Raw genomic sequence first — 22,968 nt, 5'->3', positions numbered from 1 at the left:
ATTATCACAATGACCGGTGCCGATCTGTCGTTGGGGAAAGTCATCCGTGCAGGAGCGTACGGATCTCCACTCTATTCGGTTCAATCAAAGAACGTGAAATTGACCACTGTTACTTCTTCAACCTTGACAGCCCACACCCCGTACCTATGGGTGAACTGCCAAGAATGAGGAGGGCACGTGGCACAGATGAAGCGGTCCGTCATCGTCGCGAGCGCGATGGTCGCACTTACGGCCTGCGCTCCCGCAGGTTACGACCCCGCGAACTCGAGCGCGGTCGAGCCGGTCGCCGTCGCCGCGGCCGAGCCCACCGCGTCGGTCGTAGCGGAGGCCTCGGCATCCGCGGAGGCGCCGGCCGCCGACGCGCCGCCCGCGAACGTCGAACTGACCGAGAAGTTGACCGGCAAGAGCGTCGCCCGGATGGGCAAGGTGGTCACCGACGAGGACGGCTGGATCCTCTACCGCTTCGACAAGGACACCGCCGACCCGCCGTCGTCGAACTGCGTCGACAAGTGCGCCGAGGTGTGGCCCCCGGCGTTGACCGACGGCAACCCTCAGCTCACCGGCGTCTCCGACGACAAGGTCAGCAGCGTGACCCGCCAGGACGGCACCCGCCAGCTCACCATCGGCGGCTGGCCGGTGTACCGCTACATCGGCGACAAGAAGCCCGGCCAGTGGAAGGGCCAGGCTGTCGGTGGCACCTGGTTCGTGGTCCAGCCGGACGGCAAGAAGAACCTGAGCTGCCTGCCCACCTCGACGCCGAAGGCGGTCGCACCGCCGTCGGACAGCGGCGCGAGCGACGCCGGGGGTTCGGGCTACTCGTACTGAGCCCACCACGAGGTCACGGTGGTCGGTCGTTGCCGGGGAGGGCGCGGCCGACCATCGGTCGTACGCGGGACGTCGGCATACCGGTGGTGCCGACGTCCCGTCCGGCACGTGGCAGAGTGGGCGGGTGACCGCTACCGAACCCGCCGCGACCAGGGTGTTACGCCCTCCGGTCGGCTACCGGCTGGCAGCCTCGGTCCGCGCGCTCACGTTCAGCCCGTACGACCCGTGCGCCCGGGTCGCCGCCGGCACCTTCTGGTGGGCCGCCCGCACCCCGGACGGCCCGGCCACCCTCGCCCTGCGGGCCGCCGGCGGCGAGTTGCTCGCGGAAGGCTACGGGCCGGGCGCCGAGCACGTCCTGGACCGCGCCGACGCGATCGCCGGTCTGCGTGACGACCTGACCGGCTTCACCGAACTGGCCGCCGCACATCCCCTGGTCGCCCGGCTGGCCCGGGAGCAGCGGGGGTTACGAATGCCGGCGACCGGCCAGGTCTTCCCTCGGCTGCTGCGCGCGATCTTCGAGCAGAAGGTCACCGGCAAGGAGGCGTACCGGGCGTACGCGGCGACCGTCCGGCACTTCCGGGAGCCCGCGCCCGGCCCGTTGCAGCCGCTGCTCCTGCCACCCGAGGCCACCGCGGTGGCCGCCACCCCGTACTGGGTGTTCCACCCGTTCGGGGTCGAGCAGCGCCGGGCCGACACGCTGCGGCGCGCCGCCGCGCTGGCCGACCGGTTGGAGCGCAGCGCCGACGCGGCCGACGCCACCCGTCGGCTGACCGCCATCCCGGGCATCGGGCCGTGGACGGCCGCCGAGGTGGTCCGGATCGCGTACGGCGACCCGGACGCGGTGAGCGTCGGCGACTACCACATCCCGAACACTGTCGCCTGGGCGCTCGCCGGTGAGCCGAGGGGCGACGACGCCCGGATGGTGGCCCTGCTGGAGCCGTTCCGAGGCCACCGGGGCCGGGTGTGTCTGCTGCTGGAGGCAGCCGGCATCCAGGCGCCGAAGTACGGCCCGCGCGCGCCGATCCGCTCCTTCGCCCGGTACTGAGCCACGCCGGAGCGCCGGGGTTCAGCGGCTCGCGCAGAGTCGCCGCAGGGTACGGCCGAGCCACCAGGCGTACGTGTGCTGCACCGCCCGTACGGCCGGGCCACCGGCACGGGTGAACCAGCGGGCCGGGAGGCTGAACGCGCGTACCTCGAACCAGACCGCGCCGTCGTCCTCGCGGCCGACCGCGAACGCCTCTTCGCCCCGCTCGGGATGCCCGGTCAGGGTTCCGTAGCCGAAGCCCGCGCGGGTGGGCGACTCCTCGCTCCAGATCACCTGACACGGCCCCCAGATGCGGGCCGGGCCGACGCCCAGGCCAGCGCTGACCAGCACACCCTCGGTGGCGCGTGCGGCGGTGGTCCGCATCCGGACCCCGGCGGCGCGGTGCAGCCGCCAGCTCAGCACCGCCTCGGCCGCGGTGTCGAAACTGTCCGGCGGCAGCGGATACCGGTGGCGCAGGTGGTGGTAGCCGCCGGGCAGCGCCCCCTGCCGGGTCCGCCCCACCTCCGGGTACGTCAGCTCGGCCACCGCTCCCCCTCGTTGTCGGCTGGACACGGGCCAGCGTACGGCCGGCGCGGGCGGGGCCTCCCGACGACGACATCGGCGGTCGTGGTGTGCTGCCCCGATGAGCGTCGAGGCGAGCATCGTCCCGGCCGGTGTCGCGGACGCCGGCGAGATCCTCACCGTGCAGCGGGCTGGCCGTGCTGGAGAAGCCGGCGGTCAGCCCCGCTCGCTCCGACGCCTGAGCCCGTCGGCCTCCAGACGCGGGTAGCGCCGGAGCAGGTCGCCGTACAGCCAGCCGATCACGCCGGCCAGCGGCCCGGACTGCGCGATCGCCAACTCGACCCGGGTGCGCCCGTCGGGCAGCGGCACCAGCCGGTGCTCACCCAGGGTGCGTACCCCCGGGGTCTGGGAGGCCCAGGTGAACGCCCGTCCCTCGGTCAGCTCGATGACCCGCCACACGGCTGGCCGCAGCTTCGGCTGGGCCAACCGGGCCGTCGCGCCGACGGCGAGCTGCCCCGGCTCCCCCCGCTCGGCCCGCGACACCGAGGCCGTCCACTCCGGCCAGCGCGGCACGTCGACCAACACCGCCCAGACCTGCTCGACGTCGGCGGCGATTTCGGTATCCGCTTCGAACCGCATCGTGTCTCCTCCCGGCGGCGCCGGTCGGCACCGCCACGGTGCAGACGACGACTCCCTGCGGATCGTGACACTCGCACGCAACCTGCTAAATCAGGCGGCTTCGCGCAGGTCGGCCAGGCTCAACGGGGTACGCCGACGCAGCAGCTCCTCCAGCTCCGGCACCGAACCGACCTCGCCGAGCACGTCGCGCCCGCCGCCGAACCGCTCCGGGTAACGGCGGGTCAGCCGGTAGCGGTAGCGGCCCCGGATCAGCTCGACGCTCACCCGCCACCGCCCGCAGCAGTCACAGACCCACTCGGACACCTCGCGAACTTAGCTCTGACCTGCGGATATTGAATTCGGTCGGTCAGGACGAGGGGGTGCAGCGGCGGACACGCCACCGCACGGCCCACGGTGATCTGCCTCACGACTGTCGGTACCGTCTGATTGACTGGTCGCCGTGGACCTGCCGATCAACCCTCCGGTCGAGCCGATGCTGGCCAAGAGCGTTCCCAAGCTGCCGACCACGCCCGGGCTGACCTACGAGCCCAAGTGGGATGGTTTCCGGTGCATCGTGTTCCGCGACGGCGACGAGGTCGAGCTGGCCAGCCGGGGCGGAAAGTCGATGACCCGTTACTTCCCCGAGGTGGTCGAGCAGGCCCGCCGGCAGCTGCCCGAGCGGTGCGCGGTCGACGGTGAGCTGATCGTGATCCGGCGCGACGGGCCGAGCAGCCAGCCTCGGCTGGATTTCGAGCTGCTGGCCCAGCGCGTGCACCCCGCCGCGTCCCGGGTCAAGATGCTGGCCGAGACCACTCCGGCCGACTTCGTGGCGTTCGACCTGTTGGCGATCGGCGACGAGGCCCTGCTCGACCAGCCCTACCCACGCCGCCGCGAGCGGTTGGTCGAGGCGCTGGCCGGGGTGCGCCCACCGGTGCACGTCACCCAGGTCACCACCGATCCGGACACCGCGCGTCGCTGGTTCGACGTCTTCGAGGGCGCCGGGCTGGACGGGTTGATCGTCAAGCCGGCCGACCTGCCGTACGAGCCGGGCAAGCGGTTGATGTTCAAGGTCAAGCACGCCCGCACCGCCGACGCCGTGGTGGCCGGCTTCCGCTGGCACAAGTCCGGCCCGGTGGTGGGCTCGCTGCTGCTCGGCCTCTACGACGACGCCGGGGTCCTGCACCACGTGGGGGTGAGCGCGTCGTTCAGCATGGCCCGCCGGGCCGAGTTGCTCGACGAGTTGGCGCCCTACCGGGACACCGGCGGCGAGCACCCGTGGGTGCACGGCGATCACGAACGCGGCCAACGCATCCCGGGTGGTGTGAGCCGGTGGACCGGCACGAAGAACCTGGAGTGGGAGCCGGTGCGCCCGGAGCTGGTGGTCGAGGTGGGCTACGACGCGATGGAGGGCGAGCGGTTCCGGCACACCGCCCAGTTCGTCCGCTGGCGCCCGGACCGTGATCCCCGATCCTGCCGCTACGACCAACTCGACCGCCCGGTCCGCTTCGATGTGGACCAGGTGCTGCGCGGCGACCCGACGGCCACCGTGGACCGGGCCGCCACCGGCTCGGCGTAGCCTGGCCGTCGACCCGACCTCGGAGGATCACGTGACCCGCACCGCCGACCGCTCTCGGATGGCGTCCAGTCGCCGGGGCCGGCGCACCCTCGCCGCCTTCGTCGTTGCCGCGCTGCTCACCGCCGGCTGCACTCTGCCGGCGTTCGCGCCGCGCACCGAGGTGCAGGGCGAAGCCGCGCCGACCGGCAGCGCACCGACCTGGCGGCCCTGCCCGGAGGTGCCCGAGGAGCTGGTCGGGCGTGGTGCTCCGGACATGCGCTACGAGTGCACCCGGATCGCGGTACCGCGCGACTGGGGCACCGGCGGTGGGGCGACGGCCGGGCCGGGTGCCGGGCAGACCTTCGAGATCGCCCTGCTGCGGGCCCGGTCCACGAAGCAACGCGACCGGGTCGGCTCGTTGGTGGTCAACCCCGGCGGCCCGGGCGGTTCCGGCGTCGACACCGCCGTCTACCTGTCCTTCGGCACCCAGTTCGGCGGGCTGCCCCCCTCGATCACCGAACGTTTCGACATCGTCGGCTTCGACCCGCGCGGAGTTTCCCGGTCCAGCCCGGTCAAGTGCATCTCCGACGCAGACCTGGACGCCAGCTTCGGCTTCGACCCGGACCCGACGAGCCAGTCGGCGTTCGACGACTTCGTCGGTTTGAGCCAGCGGATCGGGCGCGGCTGCGGCGACCGGTACGGCGACCAGTTGCCGCTGTACGGCACCGAGCAGGCCGCCCGCGACATGGACGCGGTGCGTGCCGCCGTGGGCGACGAAAAGCTCACCTACCTCGGTTACTCGTACGGCACCCTGCTCGGCGCCACGTACGCCCAGCTCTACCCGCAGCGGGTCCGGGCGCTGGTGCTCGACGGCGCGGTCGACCCCCAGCAGCGGCTGGTGGAGGGCTCGGAGAGCCAGGCCCGCGGTTTCGAACGAGCCTTCACCAACTTCACCAACTGGTGCGCGGCGAACGCCGGCCGCTGCCCGATCGCGCCGGACGCCCGCGCCGCGGTGACCTCGGCCATCGACAAGGCAAGGGTCTCTCCGGTACGCGGCGCCGACGGCCGGGAGGCCACCGCCGGGTGGGTGTTCTACGCGGTCATCTCCTCGCTCTACACCGAGTCCGGTTGGCAGGAGCTGGCTCAGGCGATCGACCGGCTGGGCGAGGGCGACCCGAAGGACGTGTTCCGGCTCGCCGACTCGTACGCCGGCCGGGAGGACGACGGCCACTACTCGAACCTGTTCGACGCCAACCTGGCCATCAACTGCGCCGACGAGACGGAGAAGCCGAGCCGGGCGCAGATCCGGCAGTTGCAGTCCGAATGGCGTGGAAAATATCCGCTGTTCGGGCCGGCGCTCGCGGTGGGCATGCTGAGCTGCGTCGAGTGGCCGGGCGGGCGCGACCCGTACCCGACCGGGAAGGCGAACGGCGCACCGCCGATCGTGGTGGTCGGCACCACCGGCGACCCGGCGACGCCCTACGAGCAGACCCCGCGCCTCGCGTCGATGCTGGGCGTCGGCCGGGTGCTCACCTGGGAGGGCGAGGGGCACACCGCATACCCGCAGACCTCCTGCATCACCGATGCTGTCGACGCGTACCTGCTCGACCTGACCGTCCCCCGGGAGGGGCTGCGCTGCCCGGCCCGCTGACCGGTGTGCGAGGCTGACCGGCATGAGCGACGTGACCTACCGGGAGGCCGTCCGGGCCGACCTGCCCTCCGTCATCGCCCTGCTCGCCGACGACGTCCTTGGCAAGGCCCGCGACTTCACCGAGGTCGACGAGGCCTACGAGAGGGCGTTCACGGACATCGACGCGGACCCGCGCAACCAGCTCATCGTGGCCGAGCAGGCCGGCGAACTGGTCGGCTGCCTGCAGATCACCTACATCCCCGGCCTAGGTCGGCACGGCAGCGAGCGGTCGCTGATCGAGTCGGTCCGGGTCCGCTCCGATCGTCGCGGCCAGGGACTGGGCCGGGACCTGATGACCTGGGCGATCGACCAGGCCCGGCAGCGCGGCTGCGCCCTGGTGCAGCTCACCACCGACAAGACCCGTGCGGACGCGCACCGCTTCTACCTGGGGCTCGGCTTCGTGGCCAGCCACGAGGGCATGAAACTCGCCCTCTGACCCGGCGCCCCCTGGCCCGACGCCCTCTGACCCGGCGCCCCCTGGCCCGACGCCCTCTGACCCGGTGCCGCCGGTGAGGATCGGCCGGCCGCGCCGCCGCGTGTGCCGTACCGCCTCGCCCGTGGGGCGGCGCGCTGCGCGAGCAGCTCACCCACCGCTTCGCAGACGCTATGGAGCTGATGTCGTAAACGAATCGGATGCGGTGATTCGTTTACGACATCAGCTCGAAAGCGAGCAGGGACGACCACCGCGACCCGCCAGACCGCCAGCGGAGCCAGCGAAGCCAGCGGACCAGCGGAGCCAGCGGACCAGCGGAGCCAGCGGACCAGCGCAGCCGGCGGACCAGCGAAGCCAGCGGACCAGCGGACCAGAGGACCAGCGGAGCCAGGGAAGCCAGCGAGCGGTCAGCCGTCGACCAGGCGGCCGTCGCGCAGGACAAGGACCCGGTCGGCGAGGTCGATCAGGGCCGGGTCGTGCGTGGCGACCAACGCCGTCATGCCACGGGCGTGCACCACCGCGCGCAGCAGGTCCATGATGGACCGGCCGGTCTCCGAGTCGAGCTGGCCGGTGGGCTCGTCGGCGATGAGCAGGTCGGGCTCGTTGGCCAACGCGCGGGCCACCGCGACCCGCTGCTGCTGCCCACCGGACAGCTCGTACGGGCGTTGCGCCGCGTGCCCGCCCAGGCCGACCAGCTCCAGCAACACCGCGACCCGCTCCTCCCGCTCGGCCGCCGGCAGCTGCGCCAGCCGCAGCGGTACGCCCACGTTCTCGGCGGCGGAGAGGATCGGCACCAGCCCGAAGGTCTGGAACACGAACCCGACGGTGCCTCGGCGCAGCCGCAACAGCTCCGCCTCGCCGGCCGAGGTGACGTCGTGCCCGGCCACCACCACCTGACCGCTGTCCGGTCGGTCCAGCCCGCCGACCATGTTCAGCAGGGTGGTCTTGCCGGCCCCGGACCGGCCCCGGACGGCGACCAGCTCGCCACGGTTGGCCGTGAACGAGACATCCCGCACCGCGTGCACGGCGTGCTCGCCCCGGCCGAACGTCCGGCTCACCCCACTGACCCGGACCACCTCACCCGGGTGCTCCGTGGGCACACCACCGAAACCGGCCGCGCCGGTCACCACCATGTCCCGACGGCTCATGCCCGTGGTCCCCGCTCGTCCGTGGCCCGGTCACCGGGCCGTACCTGCACATGGTCGGGCTCCAGGTCGAGCCGGACCCGTTCCTTCAGCGAGAGCGCGTCGACGAACGCCGCCGGTAGCTGCATCCGGCCGTTGCGGTCCAGCACCGCGTACTCCTCGCTGACCAGCTCGGTGTTGCCGTCCGCGCCGATCCGAGCGGTCCGGCGTACCTCGGAGGCGGTCCGGCCGTCGCGGATCGCGACGGTCCGGCGGACCTGCGTGGCCACGGCGTGGTCGTGGGTGACGACCACGATGGTCACGCCCAGCTCGGCGTTGATGGTGCGCAGCGCCGCGAAGACGTCGGCGCCGGTCGCCTCGTCCAGCTCGCCGGTCGGCTCGTCGGCGAAGAGCACCTCCGGGTCGTTGGCCACGGCCACCGCGACCGCGACCCGCTGCTGTTCGCCGCCGCTGAGCTGCCCTGGCCGCCGGTCGGCGCAGTAGCCGACGCCGACCATGTCGAGCAGTTCCCGGGCCCGTTGCCGGCGGGCCTTCCGGCCGAGTTTGCCGGCCAGATCCATCGGCAGTTCGACGTTCTCCCGCGCGTTGAGGTACGGCAGCAGGTTGCGACCGGTCTGCTGCCAGACGAACCCGACCAGCTCCCGCCGGTAGCTCAACCGCCGCTTGGCGGACAGCGAGAGCAGGTCGTAGTCGGCCACCCGGGCGATGCCGGCGGTCGGCGTGTCCAGACCGGAGAGGATGTTGAGCAGGGTCGACTTGCCGGAGCCGGACGCACCGACGATCGCCACCAGCTCACCCCGGTCGATGACCAGGTCGAGCCCCTGCAGGGCGACCACCTCCACGCCCTCGGTCTTGAAGATGCGCACCAGGCCGTCGCAGACGATGTGCCCGCGCAGGCGGTCCTGCCCGCCGGCGCGGTCGGCGGCGCGTTGTGCGGCCCGCTGCTGCAGGGCGGCCAGGTCCGGCACCAGTGGAGTCTGGGCGGTAGCGGTCATCTCAGCTCTCCTCTCCGAGCCGAAGCACCTCACCGAGGCGCAACCGGCGGTTGTTCAGGGCCTCGACGGCGACCGCGAAGCCGAGGGCGACCGCCCCGAGCGCGAGCACCGCGGCGACCAGGCTGGGCTCGAAGGCCACCTGGACCGGCACACCACTGGTGAACGCGGACAGGCCGAGCACCGGGTTGAGCAACAGGGGCAGCGCCGCACCGACCAGCGCACCGGTCAGCACCGACACCGCGACCAGCGGGGTCAACTCGACCAGCAGCAGCCCTCGCCACTGTCGGCGGGACAGGCCGAGGGTACGCAGCCGGGACAGCACCTGGCCCCGGGCGCGCGCCCCGGCGAGCACTGTGAACGCGATGGCGAGCAGCCCGAGCACGCTGCCGCCGACGGCACCGGCCACGAACCCGAACGCCAGCACCCCGTTCGCGCCGCCGTCACCGAGCTTCCGACGGACGTCCGCCCGGGTGTCGACGGTCACCCCGATCAGCCGTTCCCGACCGCTGAAGGCCCCGTTGCGCTGATAGCGCTCCTGTCCCTGGTCGCCGGCCCGGCGCAGCGCCTCCGCGTCCAGCGAGTCGCCGGCGATCAGCAGGCTGGACGGCGCGGGTGTGGTGGTCCGCGCCGGGAGCGCCTGCCAGGGCAGGATCACGAAGCGATCGGCGTTCTCCGACACCAGCGGAAAATCGTCCTCGGTGCCGGCCACCCGGAACTCGTACCGTTGGCCCTGCACCGAGATGAAGGCGGAATCGCCCAGCCCGGCCTTGGCCAGGTCGGCGGCGACCGCCGGTGAAACGATCGCGGGCGGCGGCCCCGGGCCGGGCCGCGCCGTGCGCACCGCGTCCGGCACCGGCAGGTCCACCTGGGATTCGCGGGCCACAGTGTCCAGTCCCGAACCGTCGACCAGCAGCACGTCCGTCTGGGCGAGCCGCGCGTCGGTGCCGACCTCGTCGGACGCCAGCCGCTCGTCCTCCTGGTGGACGACCCGGGTGACGGCCCGAACCCCGGGCAGGCGACCCAGCTCGTCGATCGTGTCCGGGGCGAAGCGCTCGCCGCGGATCACCGCGTCGGCCGGCACGATCCGCTCGGCGGCCCGGTCCCGGCTCGCGTCGACTCCGGCGGCCACGACCGCGCAGAACGCGGCGGTCCCGATAGCCAGCACCACGACGACCAGCGGGGCAGCGACCGCCGCGCGCCCGGCCCGCGCGGTGCCGAGGAAGGCGACGCTGCCCCTGGTCCGCGCGGCAAGCCGGCTGACCAGCAACAACGGCCAGGGGTACGCGCGCAGCGCGAGCACCGCCGCAGCGATTGCGAGCAGCACCGGCACCGATACCAACAGCGGGTCCACCTCGCCGAGAGTCAGGCCACGTCGGCGCAGCAGCACCGCGGCGAGCGCGGCCAGCAGCAGCAGGGAAACCTCGACGGTGAGCCGACGGGCCGACGGGCGTACCCGGATCAGGTCCCGCCGGGCCGACCCGCCGGTCGGTACGGCCAGGGTCGCCAGCGGCAGGGCGAGCGTGACCAGCACGGTCGCCCCGATGACGTACGGCGTAATGGGGTCCGGTTCCCCCGGGAACAGGGTGCCCAGCCACCAGCCGAGCACGGCGGCGACGGGCACCACCAGCACCGATTCGGCGAGGCTGCGCCGGGCGCCGGCGGTGGCCGCTCCACCACGGGCGCGCAGCAGCACGAACTCGGAGCGGCGTCGTCGGGTGGCGAGGCTGGCGGCGAGCACGATGAGCCCCGCCAGCGTTGCCAGTACGCCGGCCGCGATCACCGCGAGCAGGGTCCGGGCGGCGTTGATCTGGTCGGCGAACGCGCGCAACGGGACGTCGATGCCCACCGTCAGCGCGAGGTTCGACGGCTTGCGGCGTTGCAGTTCCTGCAGGCCATCGATCATCTCGTTGAGGTGGTGTGCGTCGATGCTGTCGGCGTCGAGGCGGTACCGCCAGGTGGACTGGACCGGCCAGCCGGCGACGGCCCGCTTGTTCAGCGGCGACGGGGCGACGACGCCGACGATGGTGAACGGCTGGCCGTCCCCCGCCGGTTCGATGATCTGCAGCAGTTGGGGCAGTCCGTCCCAGATGCCGTTGGCGCGGTCGACCGGCCGGAACAGCCCGGAAACCATGAGCGGGGCGACGTTGCTCAGGCGGCCCTTGTCGTCGGCGCTGCCGATCCGTAGTTGACTGCCGGCCCGCAGGTTGAGCTTGCGGGCCACGTCGACGTCGAGCGCCACCTCGATCGGCCGATCCGGGACATACGTCTCGCTCGGCCACGCGCCCTCGACGAGGGTGCTCGCGTTCTGCACGTCGGGTACGACCCGCAGGCCCAGGTCGACCATCAGGTTGCGGGCCGCGAGGTCCGGCCCGACCACGCGGGTCGGCGGAGTCTCGACGGTGTACCACCGTTCGGTCACCGCCGAACGCACCTGCGGCGGCATGTCGGTGGCCAACGCGTCGAACCGTTCGACCGCGTCACCCGTGGCCGTGTTCCGGAACGTCGTGGACTTGGTGTCGGTGGTGTACGAGAGGTCCCGGCGGGCGGCCGGCTCGCTGTTGAGTTGCGCTCGCAGGCCCTGTTCGGCGAGCCGGTTGACCAGCCGGGGCACTCCACTGATCAGCAGCGTGACCACCAGGGTCAGCACCGCCAGGAGCAGGAACTGCCCCCCGTACGTCCGGACCCGCCGGACGGCCGCGCCGACGCTCATCGTTCTCCCCCGATTCGCAGCTGCACCGCCGCCACCCGCTGACGGATGCCGGTGGCGATGAACGCGCTGAAGGCGAGCGCCGCCAGCAGCAGACCGACCGCGGTCAGACCGATCGGGACCCAGGGCAACGCGAACGTCGCCGCAGGGATCGGTCGGCCGGCGGCCGGGGTGAGGATGACCAGTGGGGCCATGGTCGCGCCGACCGCGGCACCGAGGAGCAGCCCGACCCCCACGCCGATGCCGGCGAGGAAGGTCTGTTCGGCCAGTAGCGCCCGGGCCATCAGCCGGGGCGTCGCGCCGAGGGTGTGCAGCACCGCGAACTCGCCGAGCCGCCGCCGGGCGGTGGCCCACACGTCCACCATCAGGCCGACGAGGGCGAGCAGCACCGCGCCGAGCGCGGCGGCGAGCATCCCGGTACGCGAGCCCTGCCAGTACGGGTCGTCGGCGGCCGCCTCGTACACCGCTTCCCGGTTGAGCACTGTGACGCCGGGCAACTCGCCGGCTGCCTGGGCGGCAGCGGTCGCGTCGGCGGCGCCGACCCACCACTCGGGCACGGGTCGCAGCGTCCCGCCGGCACGGATCAGCGCGTCGACCGCTGCGGGCAGGTCCAGCAGCACGCCGGCCGCAGTGGTGGTCGGCACGGCGCTCAGCTCACCGACCAGGTGCACCGGCAACGTCGCCCCGGAGAGCGTGAGATCGACGGTGTCGCCGACGCGCAGGCTCAGCGCCTCGCGTACCTGGGGGGTCATCAGCACCGGGACGGTCGTCTGCGTGGCCGGTACCACCACGAACCGGGTCTCCTCCTGGTCGCTGCGCTCCCAGCCGGGCTGCCGTTTCACCGGGCGATCGGTGACGAAGCCGCTGCCGGTGACCTTCACCGCTAGCCGGGGTCCGCCGGCCCAGGTCGCCGCCCACGCACCCGTGACCTCGGCCGGGCGAGCCTTGCCGGCCGCGTCGACCAGAGTCAGGTCGCTCACCCGCAGCCCGTACGAATCGCCGGCCGCATGCTCGCCGTCGGCTTCGAACCCGGTCAGCCGAAGTCGCGCCCCGCCCACGTCCGGCAACTGGACCGTGAATCGGGTAGCCCGCCCGTCGCTCGGGGCGTCCGCCGCCGGCAGCCGGAACGCGAGACCCTCGGCGCTGGTGACCAGCAGCGCCACCGAGATCCGGTGCGGTTCGTCGGGCGTTCCCACCGGCGTACGGACGGTGCCGGTGATCGTGCGGGTGCCCTCGGGTAGCTCGACGCCCCCAGTGCCTCCACGCGCTCCGACCATCCGCTGGTACTGCTCCGCGGCCGACCCGTCGGCGAGGCGGTCGGCGAGGCGGACGACACCGGGGGCACTGGCCGGGTCGACACCGATCACGGTCACCGGCAGGTCCTGCCGTCCGACCCGCACCTCGTCCCGCCACGCCGGCAGCACCCGGTCCACGCCCGGCAGCGCGGCGAGCTGACCGGCCCGGTTGGGCGGGGCGACGCCGGCCCGTTCGGTGACCCGGATGTCGGCGCCGACCGTGTACCCGGCTTGCTCGACCTGGGACCGCTCCCCGGTGCTGATCAGGGACCAGGCCAGGGTGCTGCCTCCGACGGCCAGGGCGAGCAGCAGCACCGGACCGGCGTGCGGACGCCGGCCGGCCTGCCACATGCCGAGAATGGTGGCCGTCCACGGACGTCGGTCGACGAACCGCTCCGCGAACCGGGTGAGCGGCGGGAGCACCCGCAGCGCCAGCACCGCACCGGCCAGCACGCCGAGCGTCGGGGCGGCGACCAGCAGCGGGTCGAGCCCGAGCTGGCCGCCCGAGCCGGCCAGCGGCGAGGCGTACCGACGGAGCTGCACCCAGGCGAGCACGGCGAGCGCCACGAGCACCAGGTCGACGCTGGCGCGTTGGACGCTCGCCGACCGGTTCGGCCGGGATCGGGCCGCCATGTCGGCCACGTACGTGCCGGCGCCACGCAGCGTCGGGAGGACCATGGCGACGAGGCAGCCGGCCGCGGTGGCCGCCGCCGCTGCCCAGACCAGGGTGGTGTTGCCACCGGCGGTGGAGAGGGACGCCGACCCGCCGGGTCGGATGAACCGCAGCGCCTCGCCGGCGATCAGCGGACCGAGCACGGCGGCCGGGGCGACCACCAGGGTCGCCTCCCGGGCCGCCAGGCCGGCCAACTGCCGGCGGGCGGCGCCGCGGGCACGCAGCAGCGCGGTCTGCGGCCGGCGGTCCTCGTGCAGGAGCGCGGCGACCAGCACCAGCGCGTACCCGCCGAGCACCAGGATCAGCAACAGTGGCGTGGCCAGCGAGGAACGACCCACCAGGTCCGCGCGGGCGATCCGGTCCAGCAGCACCTCCATCTTGGTCACCGCCTGCCCGGAGCTGCCCAGCTGAGCGGCCTCGGGCACGGCCGAGACCGCCTCGGTGAGGGCTTTCCGCACGGCGGGCAGGTCGGCGGTGTCGACGCCGCCGAGATCCGGTTGGGCCAGCCAGGACGCCGACACCGAGCCCGGGAAGGTGGCCGCGAAGTCGGCCGGGTCGAGCGTGAACGGCCCGTACGAGGTGGCGGAACCGGCGCTGCCCGCTCCCACCCCCGGGGCCAGCAGCCAGTACGCGTCGGTCGGGTCGCGTGGCCGCCAGGTGCCGGCGAGCACCAGCTCGCCGCGTCGCTCGGTGGCGCGGTCGCGCACCGGGACGCGTTCGCCGACGGTGAGGCCCAGCGCTCCGGCGACCCGCTCCGGCAGGCTCACCTCGACGGGGTTCGCGCCGGGGCGGGGCCAGGCTCCGGCGGTCAACTCCGCGTGGCCGGCGAGGTCCTCGAGCGTGGCCAGGTTCGCGAAGACCGGCTCGTCGTCCGGCCGGGGAACCTGCCCGAGGTCGCCGGTCAGCTCCCGGCCGGTGCCGTACCGGGCGGCGGCGACGGTGACCGGGGCACCGGCGAGCCCGTCGACGAACTCCGCACGGACCGCCTTGTCCCGGCTGGCGAACTCGGCCGCGTCACGTCCACCGGAGCCACTGACCAGGAGTCCGCGCTCCTCCGCCGGCGAGGCGGCGACCAGGGCTCGTTGCCCGGCGTCCACCGCCCGGCGGTTGTAGTCGGACAGCCCGGTGACCAACGCGACGGCGACGAGGGCGGCGATCACCGCGGCAACCAGCAACCCTCGCGCCTCGCGGGCCCGCCTCCACACCAGCTTCATCCGACGCCTCCCCTGGCCCTGGCGGGCCGACGACCATCAAGACAGGCCATCCCCCGGGAAAGGTTCGCGCCCGTTACATGATCGTTATTACGAGGAGTCAGCTCAGCCGGCCTGAAGGTGAGCGGTCAGCCGCCGCCGCGAACGTTGCGGATGCCGAACACCACCGCACCGAGCACGAGTACGACGCCCAGAAGCTGGAGGCCCGGCGAATCGTCGGCCTCCCCGTGCACGATGCCGGCGACACCGAGCGCCATCACGAGAACGGCAACGACGGTCAGGAGGTACCTCACGGCGTCTCCTCCTCGACCCACTCGAGCAGGTCTCCGGGCTGGCAGCCGAGCACCCGGCACATCGCCTCCAGGGTGCTGAAACGGACGGCCTTGGCGCGACCGTTCTTGAGCACCGCCACGTTGGCCGGCGTGAGCCCGACGCGCTCGGCGAACTCGCCGACGCTCATCTTGCGCTTGGCCAACTCGACGTCGATGCGGACGACGATGGGCATCAGATCACCGCTTCCATGTCGCTGCGCAGCGTGGTGGCCTGCCGCAGCAGCGCACGCATCACCACCATGAGCAGCCCCAGCACGGTGACGCCCACCGTCAGGAGGAACAGCAGGAGGGGCACTCCCGGGTCGTCCGCGTTGAACCCGACCCACAGGAAGACCCCGACGAGGACCACCCAGGCGGCGGCGATGGCCCAGACGATGGCGTCCACCCACTTGAGGGACGCCTCGGTGAAGATGCGGTCGTTCTTGACCAGGCTGAGCAACTGCCACGTCGCGACGATGACCACCTGGACGCACAACACCCAGAACACCGTCACGGCGGTCGCCGGCCAACGCAGGTGAGCGTCCTGCGGCGACTGCTCGGCCATGTACGCGAACTGACCGGGCAGCGAGAGGGTCTGGAACACGACCAGGACCCCGAACAGCACCACGAGAAAGACTCTGAGAGCGGCCACCGCTCGATGCTCCGTAACCATGCATCGAGTTTCGCTCGCTACCTATCGAAAGTCAATCGGTCCGCTCCTTACCGCTTCTGGATGCGACGACCTCACCCGCCGGCAACGGTCTCGCCTTCTGCGGGTAGAACGTCTCGTGCCGGGCCAGCATGGCAACGAACTCGACGATCTTCCGCTCGCGGGTCTCCACCCGTTTCACCGCGTTGAGGCGGTGGATGAGGGCGAACCGGTTGGCCTTGGTGAGCACGTCGAGCATGGCCTGCGCGGCGGGCTCGGCGGCGATGGCGGCGAGGAGGTCGGCCGGCACCTCGGCCTCCGACGGAGGGGCGTAGGCCGCCGCCCACCGACCGTCCGCCTTCGCCGCCTCCACCACGGCACGCCCGGCCGGCGCCATCCGCCCCTGCTCCTCCAGCCGGGCCACGTTCGCCACGTTGCGTTGCGACCAGGCACTACGCGGCCGGCGCGGAGTGAACCGGATCCACGAGGACTCCTCGTCCCGTTTGCGGGCCTGCCCGTCGATCCAGCCGAAGCACAGGGCCTCGTCGACCGCCTGCTGCCAGGTCAGGGTCGTGACCGTGCCGCCCTTCTTGGTCAGGGCGAGCCAGACCCCGGGCGACGACGTGTGGTTGGCCGACAACCAGGTGCGCAACGCGTCGGCATCCGCCACGACCAACTCAGCCAGCTCGGCGCTCGTCATGCCCGGAGGCTATCCCCCGGGTCCGACACTCGGTGACCACCGTGGGACTCGACCAGCGCGTCCGCCACGACGTCGGCGTCAGCGTCGGCCACGTCCGCCGGGTACTCCGGCAGCAGGTCGTCCCAGACGACCAGCCACGACCCGAACAACTGGGCCTGCCCCTCGGGCCGGGCGAAGAACCAGATGTGCAGGTGGGCGCCGCCATCCCCGAAGCGGTAGACGTGGGCCCGCGAGATGTGCGGCAGCGCCTGCACGTGGCGCGCGATCCTGGTGCTCAACAACCCCAGTTCGGCGGCCAGTTCGTCGGGCAGATCCTCCATGTCGTGGTGCTCACGCGGCAACAGCATGAGCACCAGCGGGACGCCCACGCCCTTGATCCGGATTAGCCGCCAGCGCTCGTTGAACCAGATCCCCTCGTCCCGGTCGCGGCAAGCACCGCAGTCCGACGGGTCCTCGCCGTGCCGGGCCGGCTCCGGGAGCACCGGCGGCCGCATCGGCGACACTCGAAGTCCGTCTTGATCGAACGGGCTGATGTCCCACCCCGTCATGCGCGCCAACGGAAGCCGGTGCTCGCCGTCCGCGGCGGCGAGAGCCTGGTCGTAGAACTCGTCCGGTCGCAAGGCCATGCGGCAGAGACTAGTACGAGATGATCCACAGTGGCCTGGTCGGGAGAGCGCACCAGAGAGGCCACAACGGCGACGGGAGGAACCTGCGCATGACCGGCGACCCGATCGGGCGAAGAGGCAGGGACCTGGTCTTCTCCGACAACACCGATCGCTGGACCGGACGCGTACTCCTGCTGTGCCTGGTGGTGGCCCTGCCGAAGGAGATGTCCGGGCCGAGCCTGGCCGGGCTGCCGTTCGATTTCGGTGCGGCGGCCTTCTTCGCGGTCCTGGGCTGGCTCTGCTTCCGGATGGGTTTCCGGATGCGGCTGACCGCCCGGCGCGACCACTTCGAGGTGGCGAACCCACTGAGCGTCGACCGCATCGCCTACCGCGACGTGACGGCGATCGACTGCGATCTGCTCTCGGTCCGCATCTCCCTGGCCTCCGGGGTGCGAGTCCGGGCCTGGGCTCTGTCCGACTCGCTGCTGAGCACCCGAGGACCGAGAGGTCAAAAGCTGGTCGACCGTCTCGGCACGGTCACCGCCGAGCGGCAGACCGCCGACGGTCCGCCGCACACTCGCAGCCGTTTCCCCGACTGGTCGATGGCGCTCGCACTGTTCGCGCTCTTCTCGGGCGCGATCGCCTACCGCCTGCTGACGCAGTGACCGGGCGTCCACAGCGACCCGGCGTTCACAGCGCCCCGTTGTACACAGCGCCCCGGCGTCCACAGCGACCCGGCGTCCACAGCGCCCCGGCGTGCCGGCACCCGCGAAGGTCGCAGGGTGGTCGGCCGTGGACGACCCGGCGCAAGCCGAGTGGCCTGCTGTGGATGGTCTGCCTTGCGGCTCACGGCAGGTGTCACGCCGCAGCCCGCCCGAACAGCAGGTGAGCGGAGCGGTGGCCGGTCGGCCTACGTTCGTCGGTGGTAGTGGTTGCGGCGCGGTAGTTGCTCTGGGTCGAGCCAGGCCGGCGGCACGAACTCCGGATGGCCGTCGTCGCCGAGCCGGACGACCCAGTCGGCCTGGTGGACGTGCCGGTGATGATGACTGCAGAGCAGCACGGCGTTGTCGAGGTTGGTGGTGCCGCCGTCGGCCCAGTGCCGGATGTGGTGCGCGGCGCACCAGCGCGGTGGACGGTCGCAGCCCGGGAACGCGCAACCGCCGTCGCGCAGCACGAGAGCCCGGCGCAGCGCACCGGTGACGAGCCGCCGTTGCCGACCCACGTCGAGAACCTGCCCCGCGCCGCCGAGCACGGCGGGCAGGATGGCGGCGTCGCAGGCGAGCCGGCGCACGGCGTCGGGGGCGAGCTGAAGGCCGATGTCGAGCGCGCCGGCGGAGAGCTGCCGCGTCAGCCCGTCGTAGCCGGTGGTGACGACGATCTGGGCCGGATCGCCACCGCTCTCGGGCAGCTCACCGGTGCGCAGGGCGAGTCGGCACACGTCGGCGAGGGCGTCGTGACGTCGTTGGCCGGCGCAGCGGTTGTCGTCGGGGCCGACGGGTGCGCTCAGCGGGTCGATGGCGGCGCGCAGCAACGCGGCAGCCTCCGCGTCGAGGATGCCGCTGAGCCGGAGCCGCCCGCCGTCATGTTCGGAGATGGTGACGTGCCGGTCGCGGGTCGCCCGGGCGGCCTCGGCGGCCAGCGCCGCCGCAGCGGCGGCGTCAGCGAGGTCGGGAGCGACATGGTCGAGAATCCGGGCACTCATCCGGCGTAGCAGGCCGGGGTCGAACTGCGCCGCCCACTCCACCAGCACACCGACCGCCTTGTCGGCCACCTCGACGCCCGCCGACGCCGACACTGTGGCGGCCGTGTCGGCGATGACGCGAGCCTGCTTCACGCTGACCGCCCCGCCCGCCAACGCCTCCCGCACCGCGGGTGGAGCGACGTCGACCGAGGCCGCGAGACTGACCAGCCGACGCGCGGCGGCGACGTCGAGCCGCAGACGATGACGCAGCCACACCGTCGTCGACGACGCCCCCTGCGCGACCGCGGCGCCCCGCCCGTCCAGCTCACGCACGACCGCCAACTGCACCGCCGCCAGCCGCTGCTGCAACCGGTGCGTAGCGTCGAGCGCCGCGATCAGATCGTGCTCGGAGAGAGCCCAGGCAGCCGCGTCGGCGCAGCTCGCGACCGCACTCTCCGCCCGGACCAACTCATCGATCACAGACAAATTCTAGGACAGGTGTACGACAACTTTCGGTCGCCGCGTGGCGGCACCCGCCGCACGAATCGCTGATCGGCCAGCCAGTCGTGGGCTCCGGCCGACGCTTCCTGATCCGACGAGGTTGACGTCGACGACTCGGCGCAGGTCCTCGACGCGCAGCCCGGTGAAGGGCCCGGACGCGCCGAGAATGTCATCTCCGAGCGAGTCGCCACCCATCACTTCGAGGAGAGCGAGCGGTCCGCTACTGGAAGACGTCGTCAGCCCCCCGCCAACTCCGGCCGGTGCTCCCGAATCCACGCTTCGACGTCCGACTTCCGCCAGACCTTGCCCATGGCCAGCACGGCAACCGGTTCGGGGAAGTTCCGCTGATTGGCGATCACGGACGCACGCTGCCGGGACACGTTGCCCAGCATCTCCCGAATCTCCGACACGCCCACGAGGTCCACACCTTGACGATGACAGCGGCACCGTCTGCAGACTCCGACAACTACGTAGTCTGTTGACATTAGCAATGGCGAGCGTCACGATTGGCGCATGACCGCGCCGAAGGCCTCCCCCAGCCGCGACCATCAACCCCTGACCGGACTGCACCCCGTGCATCAGCACCTGCCGCGCCGGCCTTCATGGCTGTGCCGGGTGTGCGCGGCGACCTGGCCGTGCGCGTGCGCGCGGATGTTGCTGCGGGTCGAGTACGGGGCCGACCGGGTGGCGTTGTCGATCTACATGGCCAGCCAACTGTTCGACGCGACGGCCGACCTGCTCAAGCTCAACCCCGAGCCGGCACCCGACCCACGGGAGCTGTTCGATAGGTTCCTGGCGTGGACGGCCCAGCCATCAGTCTGAGCCAAGGCCGCCCAGCCACGGCCGCCCAGCCACGGCCCTCAGGCGAGTTGGCCGAGACCAGGCCGGTCAGGCGCTGGGACCGTCGGGGGTGCGCTTGGCGCGGCTGGGCTGCACCCGCTTGGGTTCGCCGGGCATCTTGGGGTGGTCCGGCGGGTACGGCAGGTCGCCCTGACCGGCGGCGGCGTCGCGGTCGGCCCATTCGAGCAGCGGGGTGATGTCCCACGGCGCGTCGTCGATGCCGGCGTGCGGGTCGCCGCGCTCGGCGAGCCGGGCCGGGACGCTGCGCAGGTCGAAGTCGTCCGGGTCGACGTCGGGCAGCTCGTCCCAGGTGACCGGGGTGGAGACGGTGGCCCGCGCGTTGGCCCGCAGGGAGTACGCGCAGGCGATCGTCCGGTCCCGGGCCATCTGGTTGAAGTCGACGAAGACCCGGCTGCCGCGCTCCTCCTTCCACCAGGCGGTGGTCACCAGGTCGGGGTGGCGGCGTTCCACCTCCCGGGCGAGAGCGATGGTGGCCCGGCGCACCTCGGTGAACGTCCAGCGGGGCTGGATGCGCAGGTAGACGTGCACGCCCCGACCACCTGAGGTTTTCGGCCAACCGGCGACGCCCAGCTCGTCGAGGAGCGCGCGGACCTGACCGGCGGCCCGTGCCGCGTCGGCGAAGTCGGTGCCGGGCTGCGGGTCGAGGTCGATGCGCAGCTCGTCGGGTCGGTCGGCGTCGGCGGCGCGCACCGGCCAGGGGTGGAAGACGATGGTGCCCATCTGCGCCGCCCAGGCCACGTGCGCCAGGTCGGCCGGGCACAGCTCCGCCGCGTTCCGACCGCTCGGGAAGGTGATCTCCGCCGTCGTGACCCAGTGCGGCACCCCCCGGGTGGGCACCCGTTTCTGGAAGAACGCCTCGCCCCCGACGCCCTCGGGGAAGCGTTGCAGCGTGGTGGGCCGTTCCCGCAGGGCGCGCATGATGCCGTCGCCGACCGCGAGGTAGTAGTGGAAGACGTCCGCCTTGGTGAACCCCCGGTCGGGGAAGATCACCCGATCCGGACTGCTCAGCCGTACGCTGCGCCCGGCCACCTCGACCTCGGTGACCGCCGCCTTGGTGCCCGCCATCTCGCGACCATATGCCACGCCCCCGACGTTCGACGTACCGTTGAGGGGTGAGTCTTGACGACAACGAGCTGCCCCGCACCGAGGACGAGTGGCGGGTCCGACTGACCCCGGAGGAGTTCCACGTCCTGCGGGAGCACGGCACCGAACGGGCCTGGACCGGCGAGTACGTGGACACGAAGACCCAGGGGGTCTACCACTGTCGCGCCTGCGGTCTGGAGCTGTTCTCCAGCGACACCAAGTTCGACTCGCACTGCGGCTGGCCGAGCTTCGACGACGCCATTCCGGGCCGGGTCAAGGAGATCGAGGACCGCAGCCTCGGCATGGCGCGTACGGAGATCCGGTGCGCCCGCTGCGACAGTCACCTCGGGCACGTCTTCCACGGTGAGGGGTTCACCCCGAAGGACACCCGGCACTGCGTCAACTCCATCTCGGTCCGCCTCGAGCCTCGCTGAGCAGAGCTGAGCTGAGCTGAGCTGAGCAGAGCAGAGGGCCGAGGAGCTACTCAGGGCGTACCCCTGAGTAGCTCGACCTCGGCGGTGCGGGACTGTTCGATCCGCCGGGCCAGGTCGCGCACCTGTTCGTTGCGGCCGACGCCGACCTGGGCCCGGGCCAGGTCGGCGGCCCACCGCTGGTGCTCGGCGAGCACCTCGCGCAGCACCCCGTCGACGTCCGGGGCCGGCGCGGTCCGCAGCCGGTCGAGCGCCGTGTCGTCGCCGTGCCCCTCGTGATGGTGTGCGGCGGCGCTGGCGCCCGGCCCGGTCGTGGGCAACCAGCCCCGCATCGCGGCCAGCTCGTCGGCCTCGGTCGCCTCGATGGCGGCGGCCAGGGTACGCAGCGCGTCGTCGCGCACCCGGTCCCGGGCCAACCGCACGATCTGCAGGGTGCGTTCGCTGTGCCCGACCATCGTGCTGAGGAACACCACGTCGATGCCGCTCAGCTCACCCACGGAGGCCGAACCCACGGCGAGCGTGGACCCGGCCGGGGGCGCGGGGGCCGGTTGCGGCCCGCCCGGGTCGGGTGACCCGGCGCAGCCGCTGGTGAGCAGCAGGGCCGCGAGCACTGACACCAGAGAGGTACGGGGCATGGCGGTGCTCCGTTCACGCGGGGGCGGCGACACGGGTGCGACCCGGACGGTCGCACCCGCGCGGTCAGACCTGTTGCCAGAGCGCCGGGACGTTCGGCGGTTCCCAGCCGGGGATGGCGGTGTGCGCCTGCCGGCAGCGGTAGGTGGCCCCGCCGTAGGTGACCTGGTCGCCGACCTGGTACGCCCGGCCGGCCGCCCAGGTGCCGCCCTGCGCGGGCGGAGTGGTCGGCGTGGGGGTCGGGGTGGGCCGTGGGGTGGCGGTGGGAGTCGGAGTCGGTGTCGGGTTCGGGTTCGAGCCTCCGCCGCCGATCTGGACGTCGATGCAGGAGTAGAAGGCGTTCGCCGTGTCGGAGATGTTCCAGACCGCGAGGATCTTCTGCCGGCCGGAGAAGCCACCGAGGTTGACGGTGTGCGAGACGGTGGCGCCCGGCTGCTGGCCGTTGCCGTTGACCACGCCGACGCGGGTGTTGCCGATCCAGTACTCCCAGTTGGCGGTGGCGTGCCGGGCGGTGTTCACCCAGGTGAAGGTCAGCGAGCTGCCGACCGAGGTGGCCGGCCAGCCCCGGCTGTCGTCGTTGAGGACGGCGAACTGTGAGATTCCGGCGTTGCAGCTGCGCAGGCCCTTGGGTCCTTCGACGCTCTGCGGCTCGTACTTGATCTGCCCGCAGTCGGGCACCCGGCCCTGCGCGCAGAGCGCCTGCCGGCTCGGCGGGGCGGACACGTAGCCGTGCGCCTGCGCGGGTGCGGCGACGGTGAGGGTGGCGGCGACAGCACCCGCCGCCACCAGCGGGACAGTGATTCTTCGACGCATGGGGGCA

The 22,968-nt window shown here is 72.5% G+C and carries 25 protein-coding genes; 8 read left to right on the top strand and 17 right to left on the bottom strand.

Annotated elements, in window-relative coordinates; all coding sequences use genetic code 11:
* The first annotated feature begins 177 nt into the window (after positions 1-177).
* Together O7614_RS09850 and O7614_RS09845 are read left to right on the top strand one after the other, a co-directional pair.
* A complete protein-coding gene (locus tag O7614_RS09850) occupies positions 178-825 on the top strand; it encodes a hypothetical protein (protein ID WP_278138156.1) in 648 nt (215 codons plus the stop codon).
* 124 nt (positions 826-949) lie between these two features.
* A complete protein-coding gene (locus tag O7614_RS09845; protein ID WP_278138155.1) occupies positions 950-1,870 on the top strand; it encodes a DNA-3-methyladenine glycosylase 2 family protein in 921 nt (306 codons plus the stop codon).
* Between the two features lie 21 nt (positions 1,871-1,891).
* On the opposite strand, the gene O7614_RS09840 is transcribed toward O7614_RS09845, so the two are convergent.
* The 3 genes from O7614_RS09840 to O7614_RS09830 all read right to left on the bottom strand — a co-directional run bounded on the left by O7614_RS09840 (position 1,892) and on the right by O7614_RS09830 (position 3,313).
* Positions 1,892-2,395, bottom strand: coding sequence for a DUF1990 domain-containing protein (locus tag O7614_RS09840; protein ID WP_278138154.1), 504 nt, complete (start codon positions 2,393-2,395; stop codon positions 1,892-1,894).
* A gap of 192 nt (positions 2,396-2,587) precedes the next feature.
* Positions 2,588-3,010: an SRPBCC family protein gene (locus O7614_RS09835; protein WP_278138153.1), complete on the bottom strand. Its 423-nt coding sequence runs from the start codon at positions 3,008-3,010 to the stop codon at positions 2,588-2,590.
* A gap of 90 nt (positions 3,011-3,100) precedes the next feature.
* Positions 3,101-3,313: a hypothetical protein gene (locus O7614_RS09830; RefSeq protein ID WP_088946855.1), complete on the bottom strand. Its 213-nt coding sequence runs from the start codon at positions 3,311-3,313 to the stop codon at positions 3,101-3,103.
* Between the two features lie 136 nt (positions 3,314-3,449).
* On the opposite strand from O7614_RS09830, the gene O7614_RS09825 reads away from it, so the two are divergent.
* Genes O7614_RS09825 through O7614_RS09815 form a run of 3 tightly spaced genes read left to right on the top strand, consistent with a single transcriptional unit; the run spans position 3,450 to position 6,670 of the window.
* Entirely contained in the window at positions 3,450-4,565 is a 1,116-nt protein-coding gene (locus O7614_RS09825; protein ID WP_278138152.1) for an ATP-dependent DNA ligase, read from the top strand.
* A 58-nt stretch (positions 4,566-4,623) separates the two neighbouring features.
* Positions 4,624-6,195 carry an alpha/beta hydrolase gene (locus O7614_RS09820; RefSeq protein ID WP_278142205.1) on the top strand — a complete coding sequence of 524 codons (1,572 nt, stop codon included), beginning with the start codon at positions 4,624-4,626 and terminating at the stop codon, positions 6,193-6,195.
* A gap of 22 nt (positions 6,196-6,217) precedes the next feature.
* A complete protein-coding gene (locus O7614_RS09815) occupies positions 6,218-6,670 on the top strand; it encodes a GNAT family N-acetyltransferase (protein ID WP_278138151.1) in 453 nt (150 codons plus the stop codon).
* 404 nt (positions 6,671-7,074) lie between these two features.
* Here the strand turns inward: O7614_RS09815 and O7614_RS09810 are convergent, their stop codons facing one another.
* From O7614_RS09810 to O7614_RS09770, 9 genes are all read right to left on the bottom strand, one after another.
* On the bottom strand, positions 7,075-7,800 hold the full coding sequence (locus O7614_RS09810; protein ID WP_278142204.1) for an ABC transporter ATP-binding protein: 726 nt from the start codon (positions 7,798-7,800) through the stop codon (positions 7,075-7,077).
* Positions 7,801-7,811: 11 nt separating this feature from the next.
* Positions 7,812-8,807, bottom strand: a complete 996-nt coding sequence (locus O7614_RS09805; RefSeq protein ID WP_278138150.1) for an ABC transporter ATP-binding protein — start codon at positions 8,805-8,807, stop codon at positions 7,812-7,814.
* 1 nt (position 8,808) lies between these two features.
* Complete coding sequence (locus O7614_RS09800) at positions 8,809-11,517, bottom strand: ABC transporter permease (RefSeq protein ID WP_278138149.1); 2,709 nt, start codon at positions 11,515-11,517, stop codon at positions 8,809-8,811.
* Entirely contained in the window at positions 11,514-14,696 is a 3,183-nt protein-coding gene (locus tag O7614_RS09795) for an ABC transporter permease (protein ID WP_278138148.1), read from the bottom strand. Before O7614_RS09795 ends, O7614_RS09800 begins: the two co-directional genes overlap by 4 nt.
* A gap of 125 nt (positions 14,697-14,821) precedes the next feature.
* Positions 14,822-14,986 (bottom strand): hypothetical protein, encoded by a 165-nt coding sequence (locus O7614_RS09790; protein ID WP_278138147.1) that lies wholly within the window; start codon positions 14,984-14,986, stop codon positions 14,822-14,824.
* Entirely contained in the window at positions 14,983-15,198 is a 216-nt protein-coding gene (locus O7614_RS09785; protein WP_278138146.1) for a helix-turn-helix transcriptional regulator, read from the bottom strand. The genes O7614_RS09790 and O7614_RS09785 overlap by 4 nt, the downstream gene beginning before the upstream one ends.
* The gene (locus O7614_RS09780; RefSeq protein ID WP_278138145.1) at positions 15,198-15,656 is read right to left on the bottom strand and encodes a DUF2975 domain-containing protein; all 459 of its coding nucleotides are present in this window, start codon (positions 15,654-15,656) and stop codon (positions 15,198-15,200) included. Before O7614_RS09780 ends, O7614_RS09785 begins: the two co-directional genes overlap by 1 nt.
* Before the next feature lie 52 nt (positions 15,657-15,708).
* On the bottom strand, positions 15,709-16,353 hold the full coding sequence (locus O7614_RS09775) for a YdeI/OmpD-associated family protein (RefSeq protein ID WP_278138144.1): 645 nt from the start codon (positions 16,351-16,353) through the stop codon (positions 15,709-15,711).
* On the bottom strand, positions 16,350-16,979 hold the full coding sequence (locus O7614_RS09770; protein WP_278138143.1) for a hypothetical protein: 630 nt from the start codon (positions 16,977-16,979) through the stop codon (positions 16,350-16,352). Before O7614_RS09770 ends, O7614_RS09775 begins: the two co-directional genes overlap by 4 nt.
* 89 nt (positions 16,980-17,068) lie before the next feature.
* Here O7614_RS09770 and O7614_RS09765 point away from each other — a divergent pair, with 89 nt between their 5' ends.
* The gene (locus O7614_RS09765; RefSeq protein WP_278138142.1) at positions 17,069-17,623 is read left to right on the top strand and encodes a hypothetical protein; all 555 of its coding nucleotides are present in this window, start codon (positions 17,069-17,071) and stop codon (positions 17,621-17,623) included.
* 245 nt (positions 17,624-17,868) lie between these two features.
* Here the strand turns inward: O7614_RS09765 and O7614_RS09760 are convergent, their stop codons facing one another.
* On the bottom strand, positions 17,869-19,119 hold the full coding sequence (locus tag O7614_RS09760) for an HNH endonuclease signature motif containing protein (protein ID WP_278138141.1): 1,251 nt from the start codon (positions 19,117-19,119) through the stop codon (positions 17,869-17,871).
* Between the two features lie 257 nt (positions 19,120-19,376).
* On the bottom strand, positions 19,377-19,565 hold the full coding sequence (locus tag O7614_RS09755; protein WP_278138140.1) for a hypothetical protein: 189 nt from the start codon (positions 19,563-19,565) through the stop codon (positions 19,377-19,379).
* A gap of 88 nt (positions 19,566-19,653) precedes the next feature.
* On the opposite strand from O7614_RS09755, the gene O7614_RS09750 reads away from it, so the two are divergent.
* Positions 19,654-19,962 (top strand): hypothetical protein, encoded by a 309-nt coding sequence (locus O7614_RS09750; protein WP_278138139.1) that lies wholly within the window; start codon positions 19,654-19,656, stop codon positions 19,960-19,962.
* A 66-nt stretch (positions 19,963-20,028) separates the two neighbouring features.
* Here the strand turns inward: O7614_RS09750 and ligD are convergent, their stop codons facing one another.
* Positions 20,029-21,066, bottom strand: coding sequence for a non-homologous end-joining DNA ligase (gene ligD / locus O7614_RS09745; protein WP_278138138.1), 1,038 nt, complete (start codon positions 21,064-21,066; stop codon positions 20,029-20,031).
* A 47-nt stretch (positions 21,067-21,113) separates the two neighbouring features.
* Between ligD and msrB the strand changes: the two genes are divergently transcribed.
* Entirely contained in the window at positions 21,114-21,518 is a 405-nt protein-coding gene (msrB, locus tag O7614_RS09740) for a peptide-methionine (R)-S-oxide reductase MsrB (RefSeq protein WP_278138137.1), read from the top strand.
* Between the two features lie 50 nt (positions 21,519-21,568).
* Here msrB and O7614_RS09735 read toward each other — a convergent pair whose 3' ends face one another.
* Positions 21,569-22,150, bottom strand: coding sequence for a DUF305 domain-containing protein (locus O7614_RS09735; protein WP_278138136.1), 582 nt, complete (start codon positions 22,148-22,150; stop codon positions 21,569-21,571).
* 64 nt (positions 22,151-22,214) lie between these two features.
* Positions 22,215-22,961 carry a lytic polysaccharide monooxygenase gene (locus O7614_RS09730; RefSeq protein ID WP_278138135.1) on the bottom strand — a complete coding sequence of 249 codons (747 nt, stop codon included), beginning with the start codon at positions 22,959-22,961 and terminating at the stop codon, positions 22,215-22,217.
* Positions 22,962-22,968: the final 7 nt, after the last annotated feature.

The organism is Micromonospora sp. WMMD961 (assembly GCF_029626145.1).
GTDB lineage: Bacteria > Actinomycetota > Actinomycetes > Mycobacteriales > Micromonosporaceae > Micromonospora.
The sequence above is the reverse complement of the archived record's forward strand: the minus strand, read 5'-3'. Positions and strand labels throughout refer to the sequence as shown.